Below are 20,648 nucleotides of genomic sequence, written 5' to 3'. Positions count from 1 at the left end.
CTCCCGGACCGCCTCCTCATAGGCTGCCAGGATGTGCTCCCGCCCGGCCAAGGCCGAAACCAGCATCACTAAGGTGGATTCCGGCAGGTGGAAGTTGGTGATGAGGGCGTCCAGCACCTTGAACCGGTAACCGGGGTAGATATAGATATTGGTCCATCCGGCGGACTCCTTCAAGGTGCCGTCCTCGGCGGCCCAGGACTCGATGGTCCGACAGGAGGTGGTGCCCACGCAGATCACCCGTCCCCCTTTCCGACGGGTGTTATTGATGGTCTCGGCCGTCTCTTTGGAGATCATGCAGTACTCCGAGTGCATCTCGTGGTCGGTGATCTCCTCCTCCTTCACGGGCCGGAAGGTGCCCAGGCCCACATGGAGGGTCACATAGGCCAGGGAGACACCCATGGCCTGGATCTGCCCCAGCAGCTCCTTGGTGAAGTGGAGCCCGGCGGTGGGGGCTGCCGCCGAGCCTATCTCCCTGGAGTACACCGTCTGATAGCGCTCTGGGTCCTGGAGCTCCGCCTTGATGTAGGGCGGCAGAGGCATCTTGCCCAGCTGCTCCAGCAGCTCCAGGAAAATGCCGTCATAGTGAAAACGGACCAGCCGGTTGCCGCCTTCCAGGGTCTCGGTGACCTCGGCGGTGAGCAGCCCGTCGCCGAAGGAGAGCTTTGTTCCAGGCTTCATCTTCTTGCCCGGCCGGACCAGACACTCCCAGGTCTTGTCCCCCTTGTCGTTGAGGAGCAGCACCTCCGCCGCGCCGCCGCCGGGCTCCCGGTGGCCCAGCAGCCGGGCGGGCAGCACCCGGGAGTCGTTGAGCACCAGGCAATCGCCGGGACGCAGCAGGCTGGGCAGGTCATAGAAATGCATATGCTTCACTGCGCCGGTGTCCTTGTCCAGCACCATCAGCCGGGAGCCGTCCCGACGGTCCAGAGGGGTCTGGGCGATGAGCTCCTGGGGCAGGTCATAGTAAAAATCCGATGTCTTCAAATCAAGTTCCCGCTTTCCTTGTCATTTGTCAACCCACCGTAATATCGGTGAAGTAGAAGGTCAGAATATCGATGTAGTCCATCCCCCGCAGTGCCATAGCCCGGGCGCCCTGCTGGCTCATGCCCACATTGTGGCCATAGCCGGAGCCGGTAAAGGTGACGCTGGTTCCGGACGAGGTCGTGGAGGTGGCGCTCCCCAGAAGCCCCGTGCCGGAAGCCGTGGCCACATAGGGGGTCCCGGAGATGGTGCTCACGGTGCCGTCACCGCCCACCGCGTACGCCCCGCTGACGGAGCTCAGGGTATCGGAGGTGCCGTTCACATAATAGGTGTTGCTGACGCTTCCGCCGCCAACCGTAAAGCGGTTGGAGCGCAGGCTGAACCAGATCCGCAGGGTCTCCGGACCGAAGGACCACTTCTTTCCGTTGGCATCCACGAAGGTGATGGTTTTGGGATTCCCCGTCTCGCTGAGCTCCGCCACGTAGGCGTCCACGATGGCGCCGCAGTTGTAGCCCTTGCTCTGGAGCTTGGAGGCGATCTCAGACTTGGAGACGGTGACCGTCCAGTTGTACTGGGAGATGCTGTCGGCCAGGTCGGCCTCATAGGGGTCGATGATCCCTTTGAGGTGGGGCAGGTTGGCGGTGGAGTTCCAGATGTTCCGCACGTCCTCGGTGGCGCCGCCGTCGCTGGCCGAGTAGTAGGTGATGGCCGGCTGGCCCTGGTAGCGCACGTACTCCCCCGCCGTCTCCTCCACAGCCTGGTCGGTGCGGTCATTGGCCAGGTTCAGCCCCTGGTACATCTGGCAGTGGGTGTTGTTGCACACGTCGAAGCCGCTGCTGGCGTGGCTGACGGTATTGGTGACGGCGTAGGTCCGGGCGCACACCGCCTGGGCCTTCAGGGCCTCCAGGGGCCAGGCGTTGTTCATCTCATAGGGGAGGACGCCCTTGATGTAGTCCTCCAGGTCCACGATATTGATGACAGTGATGTTCCCGCCGCTGCGGCGGTACTGGAAGCCGCCGTAATAGCGGTAGCCCTTGAACCAGGTCACTGTTTTGACGCTGTCATCCAGGTTGGGCCGGATGCCCAGGCTGTACTCGGCTCCCCCGTCAAACTGAAAGATAGGCTTTCCCGTCTTGGTGACCACCACCGTGACGGCGTAGCCGCTGGTTCCCACCACTGTGGCAGTGGAGAGGCCCAGCGCGGACTGAGCAGCGAGGGCCTCGTCCTTGGTGGTGTAGGCACCCACCCGCACATAGTATGTCCCCTCGATCCAGGCGGGAAACCCGTTGGACACCGCCGACGCGGCGGCCTGGGCCTCCTCGAAGCTGGTATAAGTCGTGGGGAGCTGGAGGTGGAAACAACCCACCGTCACTGAACCGGTACCGTCCACATAATTTCCGCCGGAGAGGGTGACATTCTGGGTCTTGACCACGGAGATCTGTGTCTCCGCGGAGCTTCCCAGCTGGTGGAAGGTCAGATTGTCGTCATACCAGCCGAAGCGGTAACCGCTCCCCACGCTGTTTTCCAGGTTGGCACCCGGCAGCGCGGTACTGCCGTAAAAGAGGCCCACACGCAGGGTCTCCTTGGTATCAGAACCGGCAGCGAAGGTCACACACCCGAAACAGAGGGCGGCAGCCAGGAGGACTGCTACAAATCGAATCAAACTTTTGCCCATGAGGAAGCTCCATTTCTGCGAATTAGCGGTTTACATTGGAAAAGAATTGTGCTACACTATCGAAAATACCCTCCGCGCCCCCCAAAAAGGGTCTGGGGATCTTTTCACATGCCCCGGAACACGCGGATACAGGAGACATTATAGTACAAAACCCGACACCATTGCAACCGCTGTTTTTCCGGCGGACAGGCAAGTTGGGAGCCTCTCCCGGATAGAATACGGGTGAGCGCACAATAAATGGAGGTCTTCGGCATGGAAAAATACAAGGTCGGTGTAATCGGCGGCACTGGTATGGTTGGCCAGCGTTTTGTGACTCTGATGGAGAACCACCCCTGGTTTGAACTGACGGTCATCGCGGCCAGTCCCCGCTCCGCCGGCAAGACCTATGAGGAGGCCGTGGGGGGCCGCTGGGCCATGGACACCCCCATCCCTCAGCAGGCCAGAAACATGGTGGTCATGAACGCCGAGGCCGACGTGGAGAAGATCGCCTCCATGGTGGACTTCGTCTTCTCCGCCGTTGACATGAAAAAAGAGGAGATCCGCGCTCTGGAGGAGTCCTACGCCCGCCACGAGTGCCCGGTGATCTCCAACAATTCCGCCCACCGCTGGACGGAGGATGTGCCCATGGTCATTCCTGAGGTGAACCCGGAGCATATCAAGGTAATCGAGGCACAGCGAAAGCGACTGGGGATGAAGCGCGGGCTCATCGCGGTCAAGTCCAACTGCTCCATCCAGAGCTATGTGCCCGCCCTCCATCCCCTGCGCGGCTTCGGCCTGGAGCGGATCCTGGTGTGCACCTACCAGGCCATCTCCGGCGCCGGGAAGACGTTCGAGTCCTGGCCCGATATGGTGGACAACGTGATCCCCTATATCAGCGGCGAGGAGGAGAAATCCGAGCAGGAGCCTATGAAGGTCTGGGGCCGGGTGGAAAACGGCGTCATCGTCAACGCCGTCAAGCCGGCCATCACCGCCCAGTGCCTCCGTGTCCCCGTGTCCAACGGGCATACTGCCGCCGTCTTCGTGGATTTTGAAAAGGTGCCCCCGATGGATGAGATGAAGGCCATCTGGGCGGAATACCGGGGCCGTGCTCAGGAGCTCAAGCTCCCCTCTGCCCCCGAGCAGTTCCTCCACTACTTTGAGGAGCCCGATCGTCCCCAGGCCAGACTTGACCGCGGCCTGGGCAATGGAATGACCATCTCCATTGGACGCCTCCGCCCGGATACCCAGTACGATTATAAATTCGTGTGTCTGTCCCACAACACCCTTCGGGGCGCGGCAGGCGGCGCGGTTGAACTCGCCGAACTGCTGTGCGCAGAGGGTTATATCGTCAAGGCGTAAGAGACCATAGAGATAGATATGACTTTGCGCCTCCGTGGACAGCACACCTGTCTAATCAGGAGGTAATTGAATATGAGAGAGCCCATTTTCACCGGTGCCTGCCCCGCCATCGTCACCCCCTTTGACCAGAGCGGCGCCATCAACTACGACCGCTTCGCCCAGCTCATCGATGAGCAGATCGACGCCGGCGTGGACGCCATCTGCGCCGTGGGTACCACCGGTGAGTGCTCCACCCTCACCCTTCGGGAGCACATTGCCGCCGTCAACTTCTGCGTCAAGCACGTGAACCATCGGGTGAAGGTCATCGCCGGCGCCGGCAGCAACGACACCTCCGCCGCCGTGTACCTCTCCCAGCACGCCGAGGACTCCGGCGCCGATGCCCTTCTCCACGTCACCCCCTACTACAACAAGTGCTCTCAGGAGGGCCTCATCCGCCACTATGAGTACATCGCCGACCGGACCGAGCTCCCCATCATCCTTTATAATGTACCCTCCCGGACCGGCGTTTCCTTCACCGCTGAGACCTACAAGGTCCTCTCCCAGAATCCCAAGATCAACGGTGTGAAGGAGGCCAGCGGCAACCTGAACCTCATCACCCACACCCGCTACCTCTGTGGCGACGACTTTTCCATCTGGTCCGGCAACGATGACCAAGTGGTCCCCATGATGTCTCTGGGCGCCAAGGGTGTCATCTCCGTGGTGGCCAACATTGATCCCAAGCTCATGGTGGACATCACCCACCGCTGTTTAGAGGGTCGGTTCGAGGAGGCCGCCCGGCTTCAGTTGGACCACATGGACCTGATCGACGCCCTCTTCTGCGAGGTCAACCCTATCCCCGTGAAGGCCGCCCTCAACCTCATGGGCAAGGACGTGGGTGGGCTGCGCCTCCCTCTGTGCGACATCTCCCCCGCCAACCTGGAGGTCCTCCGGGCCGCCATGGAGCGGACCGGCCTGCTGCCGGTCTCCGGCACCCATCAGTAAATCCAATCTCAGACGGCCGTGCTTCCCCACGGCCGTCTGTCTTTTCAAGGAACGATGAAAAAGGAGGAATTTTCATGCTGGACCTGATCCTCTCCGGCTGCAACGGCCGGATGGGCCGGGTGCTGGAGGCGCTGTGCGCCGACCAGCCCGATCTCCACATCGCCGCCGGCTTCGACATTCTCGGCACCGCTGACCGGGATTTCCCCGTCTTCTCCTCCCCCGCCGAGTGCACTGTCCCCGCCCAGGTGGTGGTGGACTTCTCCCACCCGGCTGCCCTCACCGGTCTTCTGGGCTACTGCGTCAAGCGGCAGCTGCCCGTGGTCCTGGCCACCACCGGCTACTCTGAGGACCAGCTCCTGGAGATCGAGGCGGCGGCCCGGAGTATCCCTGTCTTCCGCTCCGCCAACTTCTCCCTGGGCATCAACGTCCTCTCCAAGCTGGCCCGTCAGGCCGCCCAGCTGCTGGGCGAGGACTTCGACATTGAGATCGTGGAGCGCCACCACAACAAAAAGGTGGATGCCCCCAGCGGCACCGCTCTCCTGCTGGCCGATGCCCTGTCCGAGACTCTGCCTTACGAGCCGGAGTACGTGTGGGACCGCCACGCCGTCCGGAAACCCAGGGATCACCGGGAGATCGGCATCTCCTCTATCCGAGGCGGCACCATCGCCGGTGACCACGAGATCCTCTTCGCTGGCCGGGACGAGCTCATCGAGCTGCGCCACTCTGCCCAGTCCCGGGAGGTCTTCGCCTCTGGGGCCCTGAAGGCGGCCCGCTTTCTGGCCCAGTGCCAGACGCCCGGCCTTTACAACATGAACGATCTTTTGGACTGGCTCCAGACACCGGTGGAAATTTAACAGTGAACTATAAAAAATGGTCTCCGGCATGGCTGCCGGAGACCATTTTTTATTGTTCAAATCCAGACTTGTCGGCACCCTCCGGGGACGGCAGGAGCGGATTTCCGTCGCCGTCGATGCCCTTCTCTCTCAGGCGATGGTTCACCCACTCCCGGACCAGGGCATAGAGCACGGCAAAGGTGGGCACGCCCAGGAGCATCCCGGGGAAGCCGAAGAGCCCACCACACACCACGATAGACACCAGCACCCAGATGGCAGAGAGCCCGGTACTGTCGCCCAGGATCTTGGGCCCCAAGATATTGCCGTCGAACTGCTGAAGGGCCAGCACCAGTACGGCGAACCGCAGCGCCGCCCAGGGGTCCACGATGATGAGGATCATGATACAGGGCACGGCACCGATGATGGGTCCGAAGAAGGGGATCACATTGGTGACGCCGATGATGACGGCAATGAGGATGTTATAGGGGATCTGGAGGATCAGATTAAGGACAAAGCAGAGCACACCAATGATGGCGGAGTCGATGATCTTGCCATTGATAAAGCCCACGAAAATGCGGTTGGCCTGGCCGCACACCCCCAGGAACCAGGTCGCTTTTTTCTTGGGGATAGTGGCATAGATGAGCTTTTTGAGCTGGGGGACCAGCCGGTTTTTGCCGGAAAGCATGTAGATGGAGGAGATCAGCGCGGTCAGGGCAGAGACCACACCGCTGCCCAAAGCCACACCCAGGTTCCAGATCTGAGGCAGTGAGGAGCTTACCTTCGAAATGGCCAGATCGGTCAGGGACTGGACGAAGTTCTGATAGGTGGTCAGCATCTCGTTGATGCCCTCCCCCTCCAGGTTGAAACGGGTGATGATATCCTGTACCAAGGCATCCAGGCCTCGCATATAGTTGGACATGTTGTTGACCAGCTCCACCGCACTGCTCCACACCTGGGGCAGGATGAGGTTGAGCAGGATCGCCAGGAAAGCGGCAGCCAGAACGTAAACTGTAACGATGGCCAGGGCACGCCCGTGCCTGTGCTTGTGGTAGACCTTCTCCTCAAAAAAAGTGGTAGGCGTATTGAGCAGATAGGCGATGGCAAAGCCGATGATAAAGGGGGAGAGCACCCCCGTCACCATCGAGATCTTAGCCCTCACCTCATCAAAGCGGTAGAGCACAAAGTAGAACAGGATGCCGATGAGCACGATGATCAGGTTTGAGATGGTTCTCGTGTCCAGCGGCCATGGTTTTTTCTGCACGGCCTTCAGATCTCCCCTCGTATATGGTCATTCTTATTGTACCATGCTCTTATTTCGATGTCTAACCATTCTTCCTTAAGAAAATCAAAAGATTCTAAAAAGGCGGGTGCCGAACCGGCACCCGCCCTTGTGCTCAGGCCAGCACGGCCCGATGGAAGACCTTTTTGCCCTTCTTGATGGTGGCGCCCTCCCCTTCCAGCGCGGCGGCTACCACTACAGCGGCGGTGTCGGTCACCTTCTCACCGTTGAGCTCCACACCGCCCTGCTGGATGAGGCGCCGGGCCTCGCCCTTAGAGGGGGTGAGGCCGCACTTCACCATCAGGTCTACCACGGTGATCTGACCATCGGTGAGGTCGCCGTTGGAGAGCTCGGTGGTAGGCATGTTGCTCTTGTCGCCGCCGGTGGAGAACAGAGCCCGGGCAGCATCCTGAGCCTTCTGAGCCTCCTCCTCAGAGTGGACCAGCTTGGTGAGCTCGAAGGCCAGGATCTCCTTGGCCCGGTTGAGCTGGGCGCCCTCCCAGTGGTCCATCTCGTCGATCTGCTCCAGGGGCAGCTCGGTGAGCATCCGCAGACACTTGAGCACGTCCGCGTCGTCCACGTTGCGCCAGTACTGGTAGAAGTCGTAGGGAGAGGTCTTTTCCGGGTCCAGCCACACGGCACCGGCCTGGGTCTTGCCCATCTTCTTGCCCTCGCTGGTGAGCAGCAGGGTGATGGTCATGGCGTAGGCGTCCTTGCCCAGCTTCCGGCGGATAAGCTCGGTGCCGCCCAGCATGTTGGACCACTGGTCGTCGCCGCCGCACTGGAGGTTGCAGCCCACGGTCTGGAACATGTGGTAGAAGTCGTAGGACTGCATGATCATGTAGTTGAACTCCAGGAAGGAGAGCCCCTTCTCCATGCGCTGCTTGTAGCACTCGGCCCGTAGCATATTGTTCACGCTGAAGCAGGCGCCCACCTCGCGGAGCACGTCGACGTAGTTGAGCTTCAGGAGCCAGTCGGCGTTGTTGAGCATGAGAGCCTTGCCGTCAGAGAAATCGATGAACTTGCTCATCTGCTTCTTGAAGCAGTCGCAGTTGTGCTGGATGGTCTCCACCGTCATCATGGTCCGCATATCACTGCGGCCGGAGGGATCGCCCACCATGCCGGTGCCGCCTCCGATAAGGGCAATGGGGCGATTGCCCGCCTTCTGCATCCGGCGCATGAGCATCAGCGCCATGAAGTGTCCCACATGGAGGGAATCAGCGGTGGGGTCAAAGCCGATGTAGAAGGTGGCCTTGCCGTTGTTGATGAGGTCCTTGATCTCCTCCTCGTCGGTGACCTGGGCAACCAGCCCTCTGGCCTTCAGTTCGTCGTAAATAGTCATTTTTCCTGCATCCTTTCTTCCCAGGCCAGCCTGACGGCCCAGGCCTGATAATTTAAAAACATATGTTCAGCGGCCCACTCCGCCGGAACCCACCGGAGCACGTGGTCGTGCTCAATGGGGGGCTGCACCTGCGGACCCAGGACCGCCCGGTAACAGCGACCCATCACATGGAGATAGCGCTGGTCGCTGCGGGCAAACAGATATTCTTCACCAGTACAGAGGAGACCGTCCAATTCAATCTCTCTGCCCAGCTCCTCCAGGCACTCTCGCCGGAGGCACATCTCCGGCGTCTCCCCCGGCTCGATGCCGCCGCCCGGCAGGAAAAGTCCCCGCTCCGGTCCGCCGGCCGCCGGCGCCTCCACCAGGGCGACATTCTCAGTATCGTCCAGGATCACCGCATAGGCACCCGCCCGGTCTCGGTAGACCGCTCCGGGCTCCTTTTGGCCAAAGCTTCTGTGCTCCATACCGCTCCCCTACTTCTTTTCCCGTTTAGTCAAGCATTTGGGGCAGCGCTCCGCATCCCTGGAGTATTTGGCGTGGCAGACAGGGCATTCATACTCGGTGGCCCATCTCTGGACTTTTTCCGAGAAAAACTCTATCTTTCCGCAGGAAGGGCAACCGAAAATCTCCAGCTCCAGTGCACCTTCCCAGAAATGAGAGTCAAAAAACATCGTTTCTTGTCCCAGTTGGAAGTTCCGCGTACCCAGACAGATCATTTCAGTCCCGCAGCGCAGGCATGTGAGCGACCGTTCCATGTTTCTTTTCCTCTCTTTCTAGTGTACGATAAAAAACGCCCCCTGTCCTTTTGGGACAGAGGGCGTGGATACGCGGTACCACCTCTGGTTCGCCCTTCCCTCACGGGAAAGGGCCTCACGCCGTGCCATCACACGGCCGCGCGATAACGGGCGCTCCCGACACGCCCTACTGCTTGCGGTTCAGGCGGCCGCTCCGAGGGGTATTCGTCCTCAGGCCCTCTCCCCCTTCCACCAAACCGGAGGTTCTCTGCGCAGGGTATCCGAAGATTACTTTTCCTCATCTTTGCGTTGTATACAACGGGCATTCTAGCACAGCCCGCCTATATTGTCAATCAAAATGTTTTACTTTTGCCTCCGGACAGGCGGTCTGGGCCAGGAACTCGAAGCGGAGCCGGTCCTCCTCACTCCGAAAAGCAGACCTGGGCAGCAGCAGGTAGCCCTCCTCCCCCCGAAAGAGGTAATAGAACTCTTTCCCCCGCCAGAGCTTCGTCAGGTCCCAATCCAGCAGCACCGCTGTCTGTTCATCCTGCCGGGACAGATCCTCCCGGTTGAAGAGAAAGGACACCTGCCGGCCCAAGGCCGGGTTTTTGTCGTAGAGCCGCCCCGGCTGGATGACATACAGCCACAGGCCGTAGAGGGCCACCATGACAGAGAGTACCACCAGGAGGGTGCAAAGGAAGCTCACCCGCTCCATCAAGATCCCCATGACCACAGCAGCCGCCAGAGCGATGAGGATGACCAGCACCTGGACCCAACTTACCAGATGACTTTTGCGCAGGTAGTAGCGCACCGCCCGGACATACTCCGCCCGGCTGAGGGAGAAGGTAACCCGCACCTCCTCCGTTCCTTTGTCCTGTCTCATGTGAGCCTCCGCTTATAGGTCTCGGCGCTCTCCAGCAGCTCCCCGGCGCCTGCCAGCATGGCGGGTGTGATATGGGCGCCGCCGGTGAGCCGTGCCAGTTCCTCCCGGCGGCGTCCGGCCTCCAGCCGCTCCACCGCGGTGTAGGTCCGCCCGTTCCGCTCCCCCTTCTCCACCGAGAAGTGGGTGTCCGCCATGGCGGCGATCTGGGGCAGGTGGGTAACGCAGAGGACCTGCTTCCGCCGGGCCACCTGTGCCATCTTCTCCGCCACCTTCTGGGCTGCCCGGCCGCTGACACCGGTGTCCACCTCGTCAAAGACCAGGGTGCTCACATCGTCGTTCTCTGCCAGCACATTTTTCAGCGCCAGCATGATGCGGGAGAGCTCGCCTCCGGAGGCGATCTTATGGATTGGCTTCAGGTCCTCGCCCACGTTGGCTGACATGAGGAACTGCACCTCATCCATGCCCGTCTCATCCATGGCAAGCTCCCCGCCCTTGGGGGCGAAGTCCACCTGAAAACGCACCTTTGGCATGTCCAGCTGCCGCAGCTCTTCCTGGATGAGTTTTTCCAGCGCCGCCGCCGCCTTCTTACGGGCTGCGGTGAGCTTGGCGCCCTCCTCCCGGGCCTTTTCCAGGGCGGCAGAGAGCTTCTTCTCCAACCGGGCCAGGGTCTCGCTGGAGTCCTCGATCTGCTCCAGCTCCGCTTTGCACCGGGCCAGGTAGTCCAGCATGTCCTCCACCGTAGCGCCGTACTTCTTCCGCAGCCGGTAGATCACGTCCAGACGGCTCTCCAGCTCGTCCAGCTCTCCCGGCTCAAAGTCCAGGCTGTCCCGGAGATCCCGGACCAGCTCGGCGGCGTCGTCCGCGGCGCAGCGCAGCTCGGTGAGGCGCTGGGCCAGGTCGGCGATCTGGTCGCTGACCCCTTTGGCTCCAGAGAGGGACTGCTCCGCTGACATGATAAGGGCCACGGCACCCTCGCTCTCCTCGTCCCCGGAGAGGGCCATGTGGGCGCCCTCCACGGCGTCGATGAGCTTGCCCGCGTTGCGCAGCACCTTCCGCCGCTGGGTGAGCTCCTCCTCCTCCCCCGGCTTCAGGTCGGCCCGCTCCAGCTCTCCGATCTGAAAAGTCAGGCTGTCGATACGCCGGGCCTTCTCCGCCTCGTCCATCCGCAGGGCGGACATCTCCCGCCGCAGGGCGGACATGGCATCATAGGCCGCTTTAAAGTCGGCCCTGGGGCCCTCCAGCTCACCGAACCGGTCCAGGTAGTCCAGATGGCAGGCGGGGTCCAGCAGCTGCTGACCGTCGTGCTGGCCGTGGATGTTCAGCAGCTGTCGGCCCAGGGACCGGAGCTGAGACACCGTCAATGGTCGGCCGTTGAGCCGGCAGACATTCCGTCCATCGGACAGGATCTCCCGCTGGATGAGGATCTCCCCGTTCTCGTCGGGACCCATGCCGTTCTCGGCAAACCAGGGGAGCGCCGGCAGCCGGGTGAACTGGGCGCTCACCACCGCGGCCTTGGCCCCGGTGCGGATCAGCTCCCGTGAAGTCCGCTCCCCGATCACCGCCCCGATGGCATCCACCACGATGGATTTGCCCGCGCCGGTTTCACCGGTGAGGGCGTTGAAGCCCTGGTCGAATCGGATGTCCGCCGCCTGGATCACCGCGATATTCTCAATATGAAGCAGCGAGAGCATCCTCTCCACCTCCCCGTTTACTGGAGCATCTTGTGGATCTCGTCACAGAAGGCCTCCGCCTTCTCACTGTCCCGCATGATGAGGATGGCGGTGTCATCACCCGCCAGACTGCCCACCAAGTCGCTAATCTCCATGCCGTCGATGGCGGCGCAGGCCGCCGAGGCCAGGCCGGGCATGGTCTTCAGAACCACGATGTTCTGGGCGCGGTCAAAGGAGGTGACGCCCTCCTTGAAGATGGTCCGCAAGCGGCCGGCGATGTTCATACTGGTCTTGCGGCCGGACACAGAGTATTTATAGGTCCCATAGCCGGTAAGCTCCTTGATGAGATGGAGCTCCTTGATGTCCCGGGAAATGGTTGCCTGGGTGGAAGTAAGCCCTCTGGCCTTGAGCTCAGAAAGCAGCTGGTCCTGGGTCTCCACGTCCACATCTTCAATGATCCGCAAGATCTCCGCCTGTCGCTTGGATTTCATTCCCCATCACGCCTTTCCTAATTTTTGATCGATGATCTCATAGAAGCTATGGTCGGTGAGCCGCACCAGCCGGGTCACGCCCCGGGACCGGCGTACCTCCACCGTGTCCCCGCCGCAGAGCTTGAAGGCTCTCCCGCCATCCACAGACAGGTAAGCAGTTTTCCTTGACAGTTTTCCCATCCGAACGGACACCACCCGGTCCCGTCCCATGACCAAAGGTTTTGCCTGAAGAGAGTGGGCACAGATCGGTGTAACCAGGACATTCTCCGCTGTCGGCTCCACGATGGGCCCTCCCGCCGACATAGAGTAGGCGGTGGAGCCGGTGGGAGTGGCCAGGATGATGCCATCCCCCGAAAATGAATAGATGGGCACACCATCTCCCCGCAGGGTGAGATCAATAACCCGGGCCACCGCCCCCTTGGTGATCACAGCGTCGTTGAGGGCCACATCCCGTGAGAGGACTTCCCTCCCCCGGCGCACCGTCACATCCAGCATCATTCGGTGCTCAATGGAGTACTTCCGCTCCGGCAGCCGGGCAAGCATGTCCAATTCACTCTGCTCCAGCTCCGCCATAAAGCCCACACTGCCCAGATTAACCCCTAAAATAGGGATATTATGGGCGTTGGCATCCTTGGCAGCGTGTAGAATAGTACCGTCACCACCAAAACAGATGAGTAAATCGGCGTTTTTGAGCTCTTCCTGCATGTTTCGATAATCCTGGCCCTTGGGGAGTTCCACGTGGCTCCCCTGGTCCAGAGCAAAAGGGAGGCACAGTGCCGTCTCCGCTCCAGCGGTACGGAGGATGTCCCGGGCCCGGAGGGCCGCCTTCAGGCCCCGGTCACGGTATGGGTTTGGACTGAGTACCACCTTCACGGATGCCGCCCCCCCTCCAGTTCGGCGTGGGACTGCTCCACCAAGGCGGCAAGGTCTCCGGCATAGGCCGGCCCTCTGCCCACCGTCAGATGACCCAGGTACTCGATGTTCCCCTCTGGCCCCCGAATAGGCGAAAAGGTTATATCCTTTACAGTAAAATCAGCCTCATCGGCGTGGGCGAGGAAGTGCTCCAGTACCTCTAGATGAACCTTTGGGTCCCGAACCACACCCTTCTTACCCACCTTTTCCTTCCCCGCCTCGAATTGGGGCTTTACCAGACAGACCACCTGACCATTGGGAGCCAAAATGCCCCGCAGGGCCGGCAGAATGAGCCGCAGGGAGATGAAAGAGACGTCCACACTGGCCAGGTCCAACTCCTCGGGGATCTGCTCGTGGGTGAGATACCGGGCGTTGGTCCGCTCCAGCGGCACCACCCGCTCATCGGTACGCAGCTTCCAGGCCAACTTGCCGTAGCCCGTATCCACGGCGTACACTTTGACGGCGCCGTGCTGGAGCATACAGTCGGAAAAACCGCCGGTGGAGGCGCCGATGTCGGCGCAGACCATGCCGGTGAGGTCCAAGCCAAAGACGTCCATGGCCTTGGCCAGCTTCAGACCGCCCCGGCTTACATAGGGGATGGCTTGCCCCCGGACCTCAATGACGGCGTCCTCGGACACAGCGGTCCCGGCCTTGAGCACCTGCTGCCCATCCACATAGACCCAGCCACCCATGATATCGGCCTGAGCCCGCTGGCGGCTCTCTGAAAGTCCCCGCTCATGTAAAAGGACATCCAAGCGCTTTTTACTCATGCTTCCATACCTCCATCGCCGCCCGGCAGAGGGATTCAACGTCCAGCCCGCACAGGTGTCTGAGCTGGGCCACGGTGCCCTGGGGCACAAAGTCCCGTCCGGTGGTACACAGCCGCACCACCTTCAAAGGAACACCGGCTTCAGCCAGTCCGGCGCACAGTTTCTCTCCAATGGAGCCCATGGCGCTCACTTCCTCGGCCACCAGCAGGCGGCCGGTCTTTGCCACTGAACGGCACACCGGCTCCAAGTCCAGGGGACACAGCCGGTTCAATTTGATGATCTCCGGTTGACAGCCGGTCTCTTCCAACCGCTCCGCCACCGTCAGAATATCAGGATAGGTGGCTCCATAAGTGACAAGTGTAATTCCTTGCCCCTCTTTGGTAATCAAGGATGGAGTGGTTCCGGCATCGCCGTGGTAGCCCCCTTCCCCGCCCCGGGGATAGCGCAGGGCCACCGGCCCCTTCACCTCCTGTAGAGCATGGCGCAGCATGGTTCCCACCTCAGCAAAGCTGGAGGGGGCGTACAGAGTCATGCCCGGCACCGTAGAGAGATAGGCCACATCATAAAGACCGTGGTGGGTCTCACCGTCCTCCCCCACCAACCCGGCCCGATCTACGCCGAACACCACATGAAGCCCCAGCAGGGCCACATCGTGAATGAGCATGTCATAGCCGCGCTGGAGAAAGGAGGAATAGACCGCAAAGACGGGAATACAGCCCTGTTTGGCCATTCCCGCCGACATGGCCACGGCGTGGCCCTCCGAGATGCCCACGTCAAAGAAGCGGTTCGGGAAGCGGGCCTCAAACTCCTTGAGTCCGGTGCCGTCCCGCATGGCTGCCGTGATGGCGCACACCCGCCGGTCTTCCTCCGCCAGCTGGCAGAGTGCAGACCCAAAGGCGCCGGAATAGGACGGCCCGGAGGGGTGCAACGGCGCGCCGGTCTGGATGCAGAACTTGGAAACACCATGATAAGCATCCGGATTCTGCTCGGCAGGCGGATAGCCTTTTCCCTTTACAGTTCTGATGTGGAGCAGAACTGGGCCCGATGTGTCCTTGGCATAGCGGAGGAGCCGGGTCAGACCCCGGACGTCGTGGCCGTCCACAGGTCCCAGATAGGTAAAGCCCATATCCTCAAACATGCTGCACGGGAGAAGGGTCTCCTTCACCGCTGTTTTTACTTTGTGGGTCACCCGGTAGAAGGCCTTACCGCCTGGTAGGACCGACATCACCTTGCGGTAGCCTTTTTTAAAGTGCAGATATTGGGGCTTGAGCCGCTGATGGGCCAAGTGCTGGGCTATGCCACCCACATTTTTGGTAATGGACATGCCGTTGTCATTGAGGATAACCAGCAGAGGCTCCCGGCTGAGACCGGCGTTGGACAGGCCCTCGTAGGCCAGGCCGCCGGTAAGGGCTCCATCACCGATGAGGGCAATGACGTGATAGTCCTCCCCCAGCAGGGTCCGGGCCCGGGCCATACCCAGGGCCACCGACACTGAGTTGGAGGCGTGTCCGGCGATAAAGGCGTCGTGGACACTCTCTTTGGGCTTCGGGAAACCGGAAATGCCCCCGAACGAACGCAAGGTATCCATGGCGCTTCCGCGCCCGGTGAGGATCTTATGGATATAACACTGGTGCCCTACGTCAAAAACCAGCCGATCTCGCCCCGTGTCAAAGACCCGGTGAAGGGCCACGGTGAGCTCCACGACTCCCAGATTGGAGGCCAGATGACCACCCGTCCGGGATACCATATCCACCACGGCGGAGCGCAGGCGGGCACAGAGTGCTTCCGCCTCGCCATCTGTTATCGTTTTCAGATCCGGGGTCTCATCGAACTCTATCAAAGCAAACCATCCCTCCCGGCAGACAAACCGGCGTCATGTCACAAAATAAGCGCCCAGCAGACCGATCACGATGCCCAGCACCGCACCGGCCAGCACCTGAATGGGCGTATGCCCCAACAGCTCCTTGAGCCGTGTTCCAAAGGGCGTATGGCCCTCCTGTGCCCACTGGTCCATCAGATAGTTAAGGATCTTCGCGTGCTCGCCCGCCGCTTGGCGGATATTGGCGGCATCGTACATCACCACGATGGCAATCACCGCGGTAATGGCGAAGAGCGCCGATGACCAACCGCACAGCCGTCCCGTGGCGCTGGCGCAGGCACAGACGAAGGCAGAATGGGAACTAGGCATACCGCCGCTCCCCAGTGCCCGGTCCAGATCCAGCCGTCGCTCCCTGCAATAGGTCAGCAGCAACTTGATGAGCTGGGCAGCCGCCCAGGCGATCACCGCCAGCACCAGGATCCATATGCCCATACGGCGCTCAAACAGATCATATTCCATGCTATCAGTTCTCCCGTCCGGCTAGCTCTCGGGCGAGCCAGCAAAGGAAGCCCGCTTTCTCCTCTCCAAAGGGCGACAGGGCTTCTACCGCCTCTTCGGTCAGTTTTTCCACCAGAGACCGGCAGCCGTCGATCCCCAGCAGAGTCACAAAGGTGGTTTTCTCATTGGCCTGATCGGAGCCCACCGGCTTGCCCAGCGTGGCCTGATCTCCCTCCACATCCAGCATGTCGTCCCGGACCTGGAAGGCCAGGCCCAGCTTCTGAGCGTAGCGGCGGACCGCCATCCGCTCTTCCTCCGACCCGCCGGCCACAATGCAGCCCATCTCAGCTGCGGCGCTGAGGAGGGCGCCTGTCTTCAGCTTCTGGAGCTGCTCTACATCACTGCGGGACACGGCTCGCCCCTCAGCGGCCATATCCAGCACCTGACCGCCCACCATGCCCTGGGCGCCCGCCGCACGGGCCAGGCAGGCGGCAGCCTCCACCACCCGCTGGGGCGGCAGAGACCCGTCCGCGGCCAGGGCCATCTCAAAGGCGGCGGTGAGCAGGCCGTCCCCCGCCAGCACGGCGGTGGCCTCCCCGTAGATCTTGTGGTTGGTGGGCTTGCCCCGGCGCAGATCATCGTCATCCATACAGGGCAGGTCGTCGTGGATCAGGGAGTAAGTGTGGATCATCTCCACCGCGCAGGCGAAGGGCATGGCCAGCGCCGGATCACCGCCGCACATGCGGCAGGTCTCCAGGGTAAGTACCGGCCGGACCCGCTTGCCTCCAGCCAGGAGACTGTACTCCATGGCGTCGTAAATGTCCCCTCTGGGCTCCCGGCCCCGGAAACAGCTCCGCAGGGCGGTCTCCACCTGGCCCTGAGTCTCCTTCAGGTGAGCTTTTTCCTCCATGGACTCACTCCCCCTCCGTCGTAAAAGGCGTCTCAACGGGCGTTCCGTCAGCGCCGGCGGTGAGCTGCTGCACCTTCTGCTCGGCCTTGTCCAGCAGACCGGAGCACTGCTTCATGAGCTTGGTTCCCTCCTCAAAGAGCTTCAGGGACTCCTCCAGCGGGGCGTCCCCCTTCTCCAGTCGGGTCACGATCTCATCCAGGCGAGACATGGCCTCCTCAAAGGTCTTCTTTTTTTCTGCCATTACTGCCTCCTCTTCTCCTCCACGCGGCAGTCCAGTGTGCCGTCGGAGAGACGCAGGGTGAAACTGTCTTCTGTCTGGACCTGATCCACGGAGGAGAGAATCTCCCCCGCCCCGGTCCTGGCCAGGCTGTAGCCCCGGCCCAGCACCTTCAGAGGGCTCAGGGCGTCCAGGGTGGCCGCCAGCCGGGCAAAGCGCTCCCGCTTTCCGGCCATGGCGCCGGTGAGGCCGTGAGCCAGCCGTCGGCTCTGGTAGTCCAGGAGCATCCGACGGTCCTGAATGGCGGCCATGGGGTCCCGCAGGGACCGGCAGGCCCCCAGTCTGGCCAGATCCCGGCGGCCCCGGTCCAGCCTGCCCTCCAGCAGGGCGGTCATGCGCTGTCCCCGGTGGGCCAGCTCCGCCACCACCTCGCTTTGGTCGGGGACGGCCAGCTCGGCGGCATTGGAGGGAGTGGCCGCCCGCAGATCAGCCACAAAATCGGCAATGGTCACATCGGGCTCGTGGCCCACGGCGGAGATCACCGGGATGGTGCAGTCGTAGATGGCCCGAGCCACATTCTCATCGTTGAAGCACCACAGGTCCTCCATGGAGCCGCCGCCCCGACCGGTGATAAGGATGTCGGCCAGCCGGTGGGCGCTGGCGTAGCGGATGGCGCCGGCGATCTCCCGGGCGGCCTCCGCCCCCTGGACCCGCACCGGCAGCAACAGCACCTCGGCCACGGGCCAGCGGGCCTTCAGGATGCGGAGCATATCCCGCACCGCCGCCCCCACGGGGGAGGTCACCAGGGCGATGCGCTCGGGGTACCTGGGTAGGGGCTTTTTGTGGGCGGGGTCAAAGAGCCCCTCCCGGTAGAGCTTTTCCTTGCACTGCTCAAAAGCCACGTGGAGATCCCCCACCCCGTCGGGGGAGAGCTCGGCGCAGTAAAGCTGATACTGCCCATCCCGTGGGAAGACGGCCACCCGTCCGAAGGCGATGACCTTCATGCCGTTCTCCGGCCGGAAACGCAGGCGGGAGGCCTCCCGGCGGAACATGACGCACCGGATGGCGCCCCCCTCGTCCTTCATGGAAAAATAGTGGTGCCCAGAGGGATAGGTCTTGTAGTTGGAGATCTCCCCCCGGACAAAGACGCCGCTGAGGAATCCGTCCCGGTCCAGCAGCTCCTTCAGGTAGCCGTTGACCTGGCTGACGGTATAGATCTGACGCTCACCGTTCATCTGGCGCCTCCCATGGTCAGGGCCCGGTGGGTCAGCACCGCCACCCCCAGGGCGTTGTCGGCGGAACAGGCCGGCGGGGCAAACACGGCGTCGGACAGGGCCTCCCGCAGCATGCTGTTGGAGGCCACGCCGCCGGAGCACAGCACCGGCAGGCCGGGATACCGCTCCAGAGCCCGGTCGGTGACCCGGCGGATGGTCCTGGCCACGGTGGCCACGGCGAACCGGGCCACATCGGCGGCGGGCACTCCAGCCGTCACCATGTCCTTTACCTTATTCTCCATACCGGAGAGAGAGAATATAAGGTCATTCAGCTTTACAGAAAAACCAGGGACAGGCTTTCCCTCCCGGCTCAGGGCGTCCAGGGCCTTCCCCGCCGGGAAATCCAGGCCCAGGGCCACACCGGTGCGGTCAATGAGCTGTCCGGCGGAGATATCGCCGGTACCGCCGATCTTCCGAGGCAGGACCCCTGTCCCGTCCGGCTCCACGTACAGCAGCTCGGTGGTTCCGCCGGAGAGGTGCCAGGCCAGGAGGGGCTTGTCCAGCAATTCCAGCCGCCCGGCCCCCCAAGCCACGGCGGCAATGTGCCCTTGCTGATGGGCACAGGGGAAGAAGGGCACTCCCAGGGTGTCCGCCAGGATGCGCCCGGCGGTCTCCCCCGCCAGGAAGCAGGGCATGTAGGAGCCCTCCACCCATCTGGGCTTGATACTGGCCCCCACGGCGACGATCCCCTCCAGCCGTCCCTCCGCCCGAAGCCGGTCGAAGAGCTCGGGCAGACGCTTCACATGCTGGAAGAGGGCATCACTCTGACGGAGGCCCAGGCTCCCCGACTCCACATCCAGCAGGCGGCCCAGCTGGTAGCCGTCCACGCCGTCAAAGAGGGCCGTAGAGGTGGTGTAGTTGCTGGTGTCCAGCCCCAGGCAGCGCTTAACGGTCACTGCTCGTCCTCCATCTGCGGCTGGGCAGGAGCGGCAGCCCGCTCCGGGGGCAGCTCGCCCCGGACAAAGGCGCCCAGGATGCCGTTGATGAAGGAGGCGGTCTCCTGGGGCTCATAGTGCTTGGAGAGCTCCACGGCCTCGTTGATGGCCGCCGCCGGGGGGATGTCGGGCATGTACAGGATCTCGTACATGGCCACCCGCATCACCGCTGCTGCCATGCGGGAGATCCGGGAAAAGGACCAGCCGATGGCATACTTGGAGATGTATCCGTCCAGCTCGGCACCGTGCTCATAGACCCCCTTTACCAGGGCCTGGATGTACTGGCGCTGCTTCTCGTTGGGAAACTCCTGGTACAGAGGATCCTCCTCGCTGAGCTGCTGGAAGTTCTCTCGGGTCAGAGACTCTTTGAGCAGCTCGTCTGCGCTCTCGTTGGAAAAGCCCAGCGCAAAGGCCAGATGGACTGCAATCTCCCGGGCGTTGCTCCTGATCATGGTCGGTTCCTCCCAAAATTCTCTTTCTGATTCTGATACATATGATGTATATTCATTATATACAGTTTTCTGCGGAAAATAAACCCCTAATTTCCCGTCCAAAGCGGCAAAAAGAGCATTGAGCGCATACCGGATGATGGCTCAATGCTCTTTGAGGGCAATACGATTTACGGAGCCTTTTTCGGCTCTTTCTCAAAGACCACGCCGCCCACGTTCACGTTGACAGCGGCGACCGTCAGGCCGCTTGTAGCTTCGACGCTTCCGGCGACTGCCTCCTGCACCGCCCGGGCCACGTCGGGGATGGTGTAGCCATACTTCACCAGGATACTCAGATCCACCGTGACGTTCCCATTCTCCACCTGGATATGAATGCCGCGGCTCAGGTTCTTCTTGCCCAGCAGCTCAGCCAGATCGGTGCCCAGGTTGGCGGCCAGGCCTCCGATGCCCTCCACCTCCAGCACGGCGGCGGCAGCGATCACCGCCAGGACTTCTTCCGATATATGGATGCTTCCCAGCTCGTCGGACCGGGAAACATATTCCTTACCTTCTCCCACAGTGGTCACGCTCCTTTTACGATTTGAGTGTATTTTACCACAACACTCCCGGATTTACAATCTGATTTTTAGAAAAGGGCGGATGCCTGCGCATCCGCCCTTT

The 20,648-nt window shown here is 61.8% G+C and carries 21 protein-coding genes and 1 other annotated feature; of the genes, 3 read left to right on the top strand and 18 right to left on the bottom strand.

The features are described from left to right. Together queA and Q0K15_RS06310 are read right to left on the bottom strand one after the other, a co-directional pair. The coding region (queA, locus tag Q0K15_RS06315) for a tRNA preQ1(34) S-adenosylmethionine ribosyltransferase-isomerase QueA (protein WP_294513979.1) at positions 1-981 on the bottom strand (981 nt) is incomplete at its 3' end. A 28-nt stretch (positions 982-1,009) separates the two neighbouring features. Then, the gene (locus tag Q0K15_RS06310) at positions 1,010-2,653 is read right to left on the bottom strand and encodes a SpoIID/LytB domain-containing protein (RefSeq protein ID WP_294513976.1); all 1,644 of its coding nucleotides are present in this window, start codon (positions 2,651-2,653) and stop codon (positions 1,010-1,012) included. A gap of 252 nt (positions 2,654-2,905) precedes the next feature. On the opposite strand from Q0K15_RS06310, the gene asd reads away from it, so the two are divergent. The 3 genes from asd (at position 2,906) to dapB (ending at position 5,826) form a co-directional block, all read left to right on the top strand. Next, positions 2,906-3,991: an aspartate-semialdehyde dehydrogenase gene (gene asd, locus Q0K15_RS06305; RefSeq protein WP_294513973.1), complete on the top strand. Its 1,086-nt coding sequence runs from the start codon at positions 2,906-2,908 to the stop codon at positions 3,989-3,991. Between the two features lie 72 nt (positions 3,992-4,063). Next, a complete protein-coding gene (gene dapA, locus Q0K15_RS06300; protein ID WP_294513970.1) occupies positions 4,064-4,972 on the top strand; it encodes a 4-hydroxy-tetrahydrodipicolinate synthase in 909 nt (302 codons plus the stop codon). Positions 4,973-5,046: 74 nt separating this feature from the next. Next, a complete protein-coding gene (gene dapB, locus Q0K15_RS06295) occupies positions 5,047-5,826 on the top strand; it encodes a 4-hydroxy-tetrahydrodipicolinate reductase (protein ID WP_294513967.1) in 780 nt (259 codons plus the stop codon). A gap of 49 nt (positions 5,827-5,875) precedes the next feature. On the opposite strand, the gene Q0K15_RS06290 is transcribed toward dapB, so the two are convergent. The 16 genes from Q0K15_RS06290 to Q0K15_RS06215 all read right to left on the bottom strand — a co-directional run bounded on the left by Q0K15_RS06290 (position 5,876) and on the right by Q0K15_RS06215 (position 20,545). Beyond that, a complete protein-coding gene (locus Q0K15_RS06290) occupies positions 5,876-7,066 on the bottom strand; it encodes an AI-2E family transporter (RefSeq protein WP_294513964.1) in 1,191 nt (396 codons plus the stop codon). A gap of 133 nt (positions 7,067-7,199) precedes the next feature. Then, entirely contained in the window at positions 7,200-8,426 is a 1,227-nt protein-coding gene (tyrS, locus tag Q0K15_RS06285) for a tyrosine--tRNA ligase (RefSeq protein WP_294513961.1), read from the bottom strand. Next, a complete protein-coding gene (locus tag Q0K15_RS06280) occupies positions 8,423-8,890 on the bottom strand; it encodes an NUDIX domain-containing protein (protein ID WP_294513957.1) in 468 nt (155 codons plus the stop codon). The genes tyrS and Q0K15_RS06280 overlap by 4 nt, the downstream gene beginning before the upstream one ends. Before the next feature lie 346 nt (positions 8,891-9,236). Next, positions 9,237-9,474 (bottom strand) — a binding site (T-box leader). A gap of 35 nt (positions 9,475-9,509) precedes the next feature. Further along, positions 9,510-10,043, bottom strand: a complete 534-nt coding sequence (locus Q0K15_RS06275) for a hypothetical protein (RefSeq protein ID WP_294513953.1) — start codon at positions 10,041-10,043, stop codon at positions 9,510-9,512. After that, complete coding sequence (gene recN / locus Q0K15_RS06270; protein WP_294513950.1) at positions 10,040-11,734, bottom strand: DNA repair protein RecN; 1,695 nt, start codon at positions 11,732-11,734, stop codon at positions 10,040-10,042. The genes Q0K15_RS06275 and recN overlap by 4 nt, the downstream gene beginning before the upstream one ends. A gap of 17 nt (positions 11,735-11,751) precedes the next feature. Next, a complete protein-coding gene (locus tag Q0K15_RS06265) occupies positions 11,752-12,204 on the bottom strand; it encodes an arginine repressor (protein ID WP_294513947.1) in 453 nt (150 codons plus the stop codon). 6 nt (positions 12,205-12,210) lie between these two features. Then, positions 12,211-13,077, bottom strand: coding sequence for an NAD(+)/NADH kinase (locus Q0K15_RS06260; protein WP_294513944.1), 867 nt, complete (start codon positions 13,075-13,077; stop codon positions 12,211-12,213). After that, positions 13,074-13,886: a TlyA family RNA methyltransferase gene (locus Q0K15_RS06255; protein ID WP_294513941.1), complete on the bottom strand. Its 813-nt coding sequence runs from the start codon at positions 13,884-13,886 to the stop codon at positions 13,074-13,076. The genes Q0K15_RS06260 and Q0K15_RS06255 overlap by 4 nt, the downstream gene beginning before the upstream one ends. Further along, positions 13,879-15,726: a 1-deoxy-D-xylulose-5-phosphate synthase gene (dxs, locus tag Q0K15_RS06250; protein ID WP_294513938.1), complete on the bottom strand. Its 1,848-nt coding sequence runs from the start codon at positions 15,724-15,726 to the stop codon at positions 13,879-13,881. Before dxs ends, Q0K15_RS06255 begins: the two co-directional genes overlap by 8 nt. A 33-nt stretch (positions 15,727-15,759) precedes the next feature. Then, positions 15,760-16,197 carry a divergent PAP2 family protein gene (locus Q0K15_RS06245; RefSeq protein ID WP_294513935.1) on the bottom strand — a complete coding sequence of 146 codons (438 nt, stop codon included), beginning with the start codon at positions 16,195-16,197 and terminating at the stop codon, positions 15,760-15,762. 31 nt (positions 16,198-16,228) lie between these two features. Further along, positions 16,229-17,113, bottom strand: coding sequence for a polyprenyl synthetase family protein (locus tag Q0K15_RS06240; protein WP_294513932.1), 885 nt, complete (start codon positions 17,111-17,113; stop codon positions 16,229-16,231). 4 nt (positions 17,114-17,117) lie between these two features. Then, a complete protein-coding gene (xseB, locus tag Q0K15_RS06235) occupies positions 17,118-17,354 on the bottom strand; it encodes an exodeoxyribonuclease VII small subunit (protein ID WP_294513929.1) in 237 nt (78 codons plus the stop codon). Further along, the gene (xseA, locus tag Q0K15_RS06230; protein ID WP_294513926.1) at positions 17,354-18,565 is read right to left on the bottom strand and encodes an exodeoxyribonuclease VII large subunit; all 1,212 of its coding nucleotides are present in this window, start codon (positions 18,563-18,565) and stop codon (positions 17,354-17,356) included. Before xseA ends, xseB begins: the two co-directional genes overlap by 1 nt. After that, positions 18,562-19,500, bottom strand: coding sequence for a DNA-binding protein (locus Q0K15_RS06225; RefSeq protein WP_294513923.1), 939 nt, complete (start codon positions 19,498-19,500; stop codon positions 18,562-18,564). The genes xseA and Q0K15_RS06225 overlap by 4 nt, the downstream gene beginning before the upstream one ends. Then, positions 19,497-19,991: a transcription antitermination factor NusB gene (gene nusB / locus Q0K15_RS06220; protein ID WP_294513921.1), complete on the bottom strand. Its 495-nt coding sequence runs from the start codon at positions 19,989-19,991 to the stop codon at positions 19,497-19,499. The genes Q0K15_RS06225 and nusB overlap by 4 nt, the downstream gene beginning before the upstream one ends. 167 nt (positions 19,992-20,158) lie before the next feature. Beyond that, entirely contained in the window at positions 20,159-20,545 is a 387-nt protein-coding gene (locus tag Q0K15_RS06215; protein ID WP_294513918.1) for an Asp23/Gls24 family envelope stress response protein, read from the bottom strand. Positions 20,546-20,648 lie beyond the last annotated feature (103 nt).

It is taken from the genome of uncultured Intestinimonas sp. (assembly GCF_944387245.1).
Taxonomy (GTDB): Bacteria; Bacillota; Clostridia; order Oscillospirales; family Oscillospiraceae; genus Intestinimonas.
The sequence above is the reverse complement of the archived record's forward strand: the minus strand, read 5'-3'. Positions and strand labels throughout refer to the sequence as shown.

What these genes read in the sequence shown, in the direction of transcription:
- tyrS (WP_294513961.1), bottom strand. Translation starts at nt 8,426, where the DNA reads ATGACTATTTACGACGAACTGAAGGCCAGAGGGCTGGTTGCCCAGGTC.
- Q0K15_RS06265 (WP_294513947.1), bottom strand. Translation starts at nt 12,204, where the DNA reads ATGAAATCCAAGCGACAGGCGGAGATCTTGCGGATCATTGAAGATGTG.
- xseB (WP_294513929.1), bottom strand. Translation starts at nt 17,354, where the DNA reads ATGGCAGAAAAAAAGAAGACCTTTGAGGAGGCCATGTCTCGCCTGGAT.
- nusB (WP_294513921.1), bottom strand. Translation starts at nt 19,991, where the DNA reads ATGATCAGGAGCAACGCCCGGGAGATTGCAGTCCATCTGGCCTTTGCG.
- asd (WP_294513973.1), top strand. Translation starts at nt 2,906, where the DNA reads ATGGAAAAATACAAGGTCGGTGTAATCGGCGGCACTGGTATGGTTGGC.
- Q0K15_RS06245 (WP_294513935.1), bottom strand. Translation starts at nt 16,197, where the DNA reads ATGGGCATATGGATCCTGGTGCTGGCGGTGATCGCCTGGGCGGCTGCC.
- Q0K15_RS06310 (WP_294513976.1), bottom strand. Translation starts at nt 2,653, where the DNA reads ATGGGCAAAAGTTTGATTCGATTTGTAGCAGTCCTCCTGGCTGCCGCC.
- Q0K15_RS06240 (WP_294513932.1), bottom strand. Translation starts at nt 17,113, where the DNA reads ATGGAGGAAAAAGCTCACCTGAAGGAGACTCAGGGCCAGGTGGAGACC.
- Q0K15_RS06255 (WP_294513941.1), bottom strand. Translation starts at nt 13,886, where the DNA reads ATGAGTAAAAAGCGCTTGGATGTCCTTTTACATGAGCGGGGACTTTCA.
- Q0K15_RS06280 (WP_294513957.1), bottom strand. Translation starts at nt 8,890, where the DNA reads ATGGAGCACAGAAGCTTTGGCCAAAAGGAGCCCGGAGCGGTCTACCGA.
- xseA (WP_294513926.1), bottom strand. Translation starts at nt 18,565, where the DNA reads ATGAACGGTGAGCGTCAGATCTATACCGTCAGCCAGGTCAACGGCTAC.
- Q0K15_RS06275 (WP_294513953.1), bottom strand. Translation starts at nt 10,043, where the DNA reads ATGAGACAGGACAAAGGAACGGAGGAGGTGCGGGTTACCTTCTCCCTC.
- recN (WP_294513950.1), bottom strand. Translation starts at nt 11,734, where the DNA reads ATGCTCTCGCTGCTTCATATTGAGAATATCGCGGTGATCCAGGCGGCG.
- dapA (WP_294513970.1), top strand. Translation starts at nt 4,064, where the DNA reads ATGAGAGAGCCCATTTTCACCGGTGCCTGCCCCGCCATCGTCACCCCC.
- dapB (WP_294513967.1), top strand. Translation starts at nt 5,047, where the DNA reads ATGCTGGACCTGATCCTCTCCGGCTGCAACGGCCGGATGGGCCGGGTG.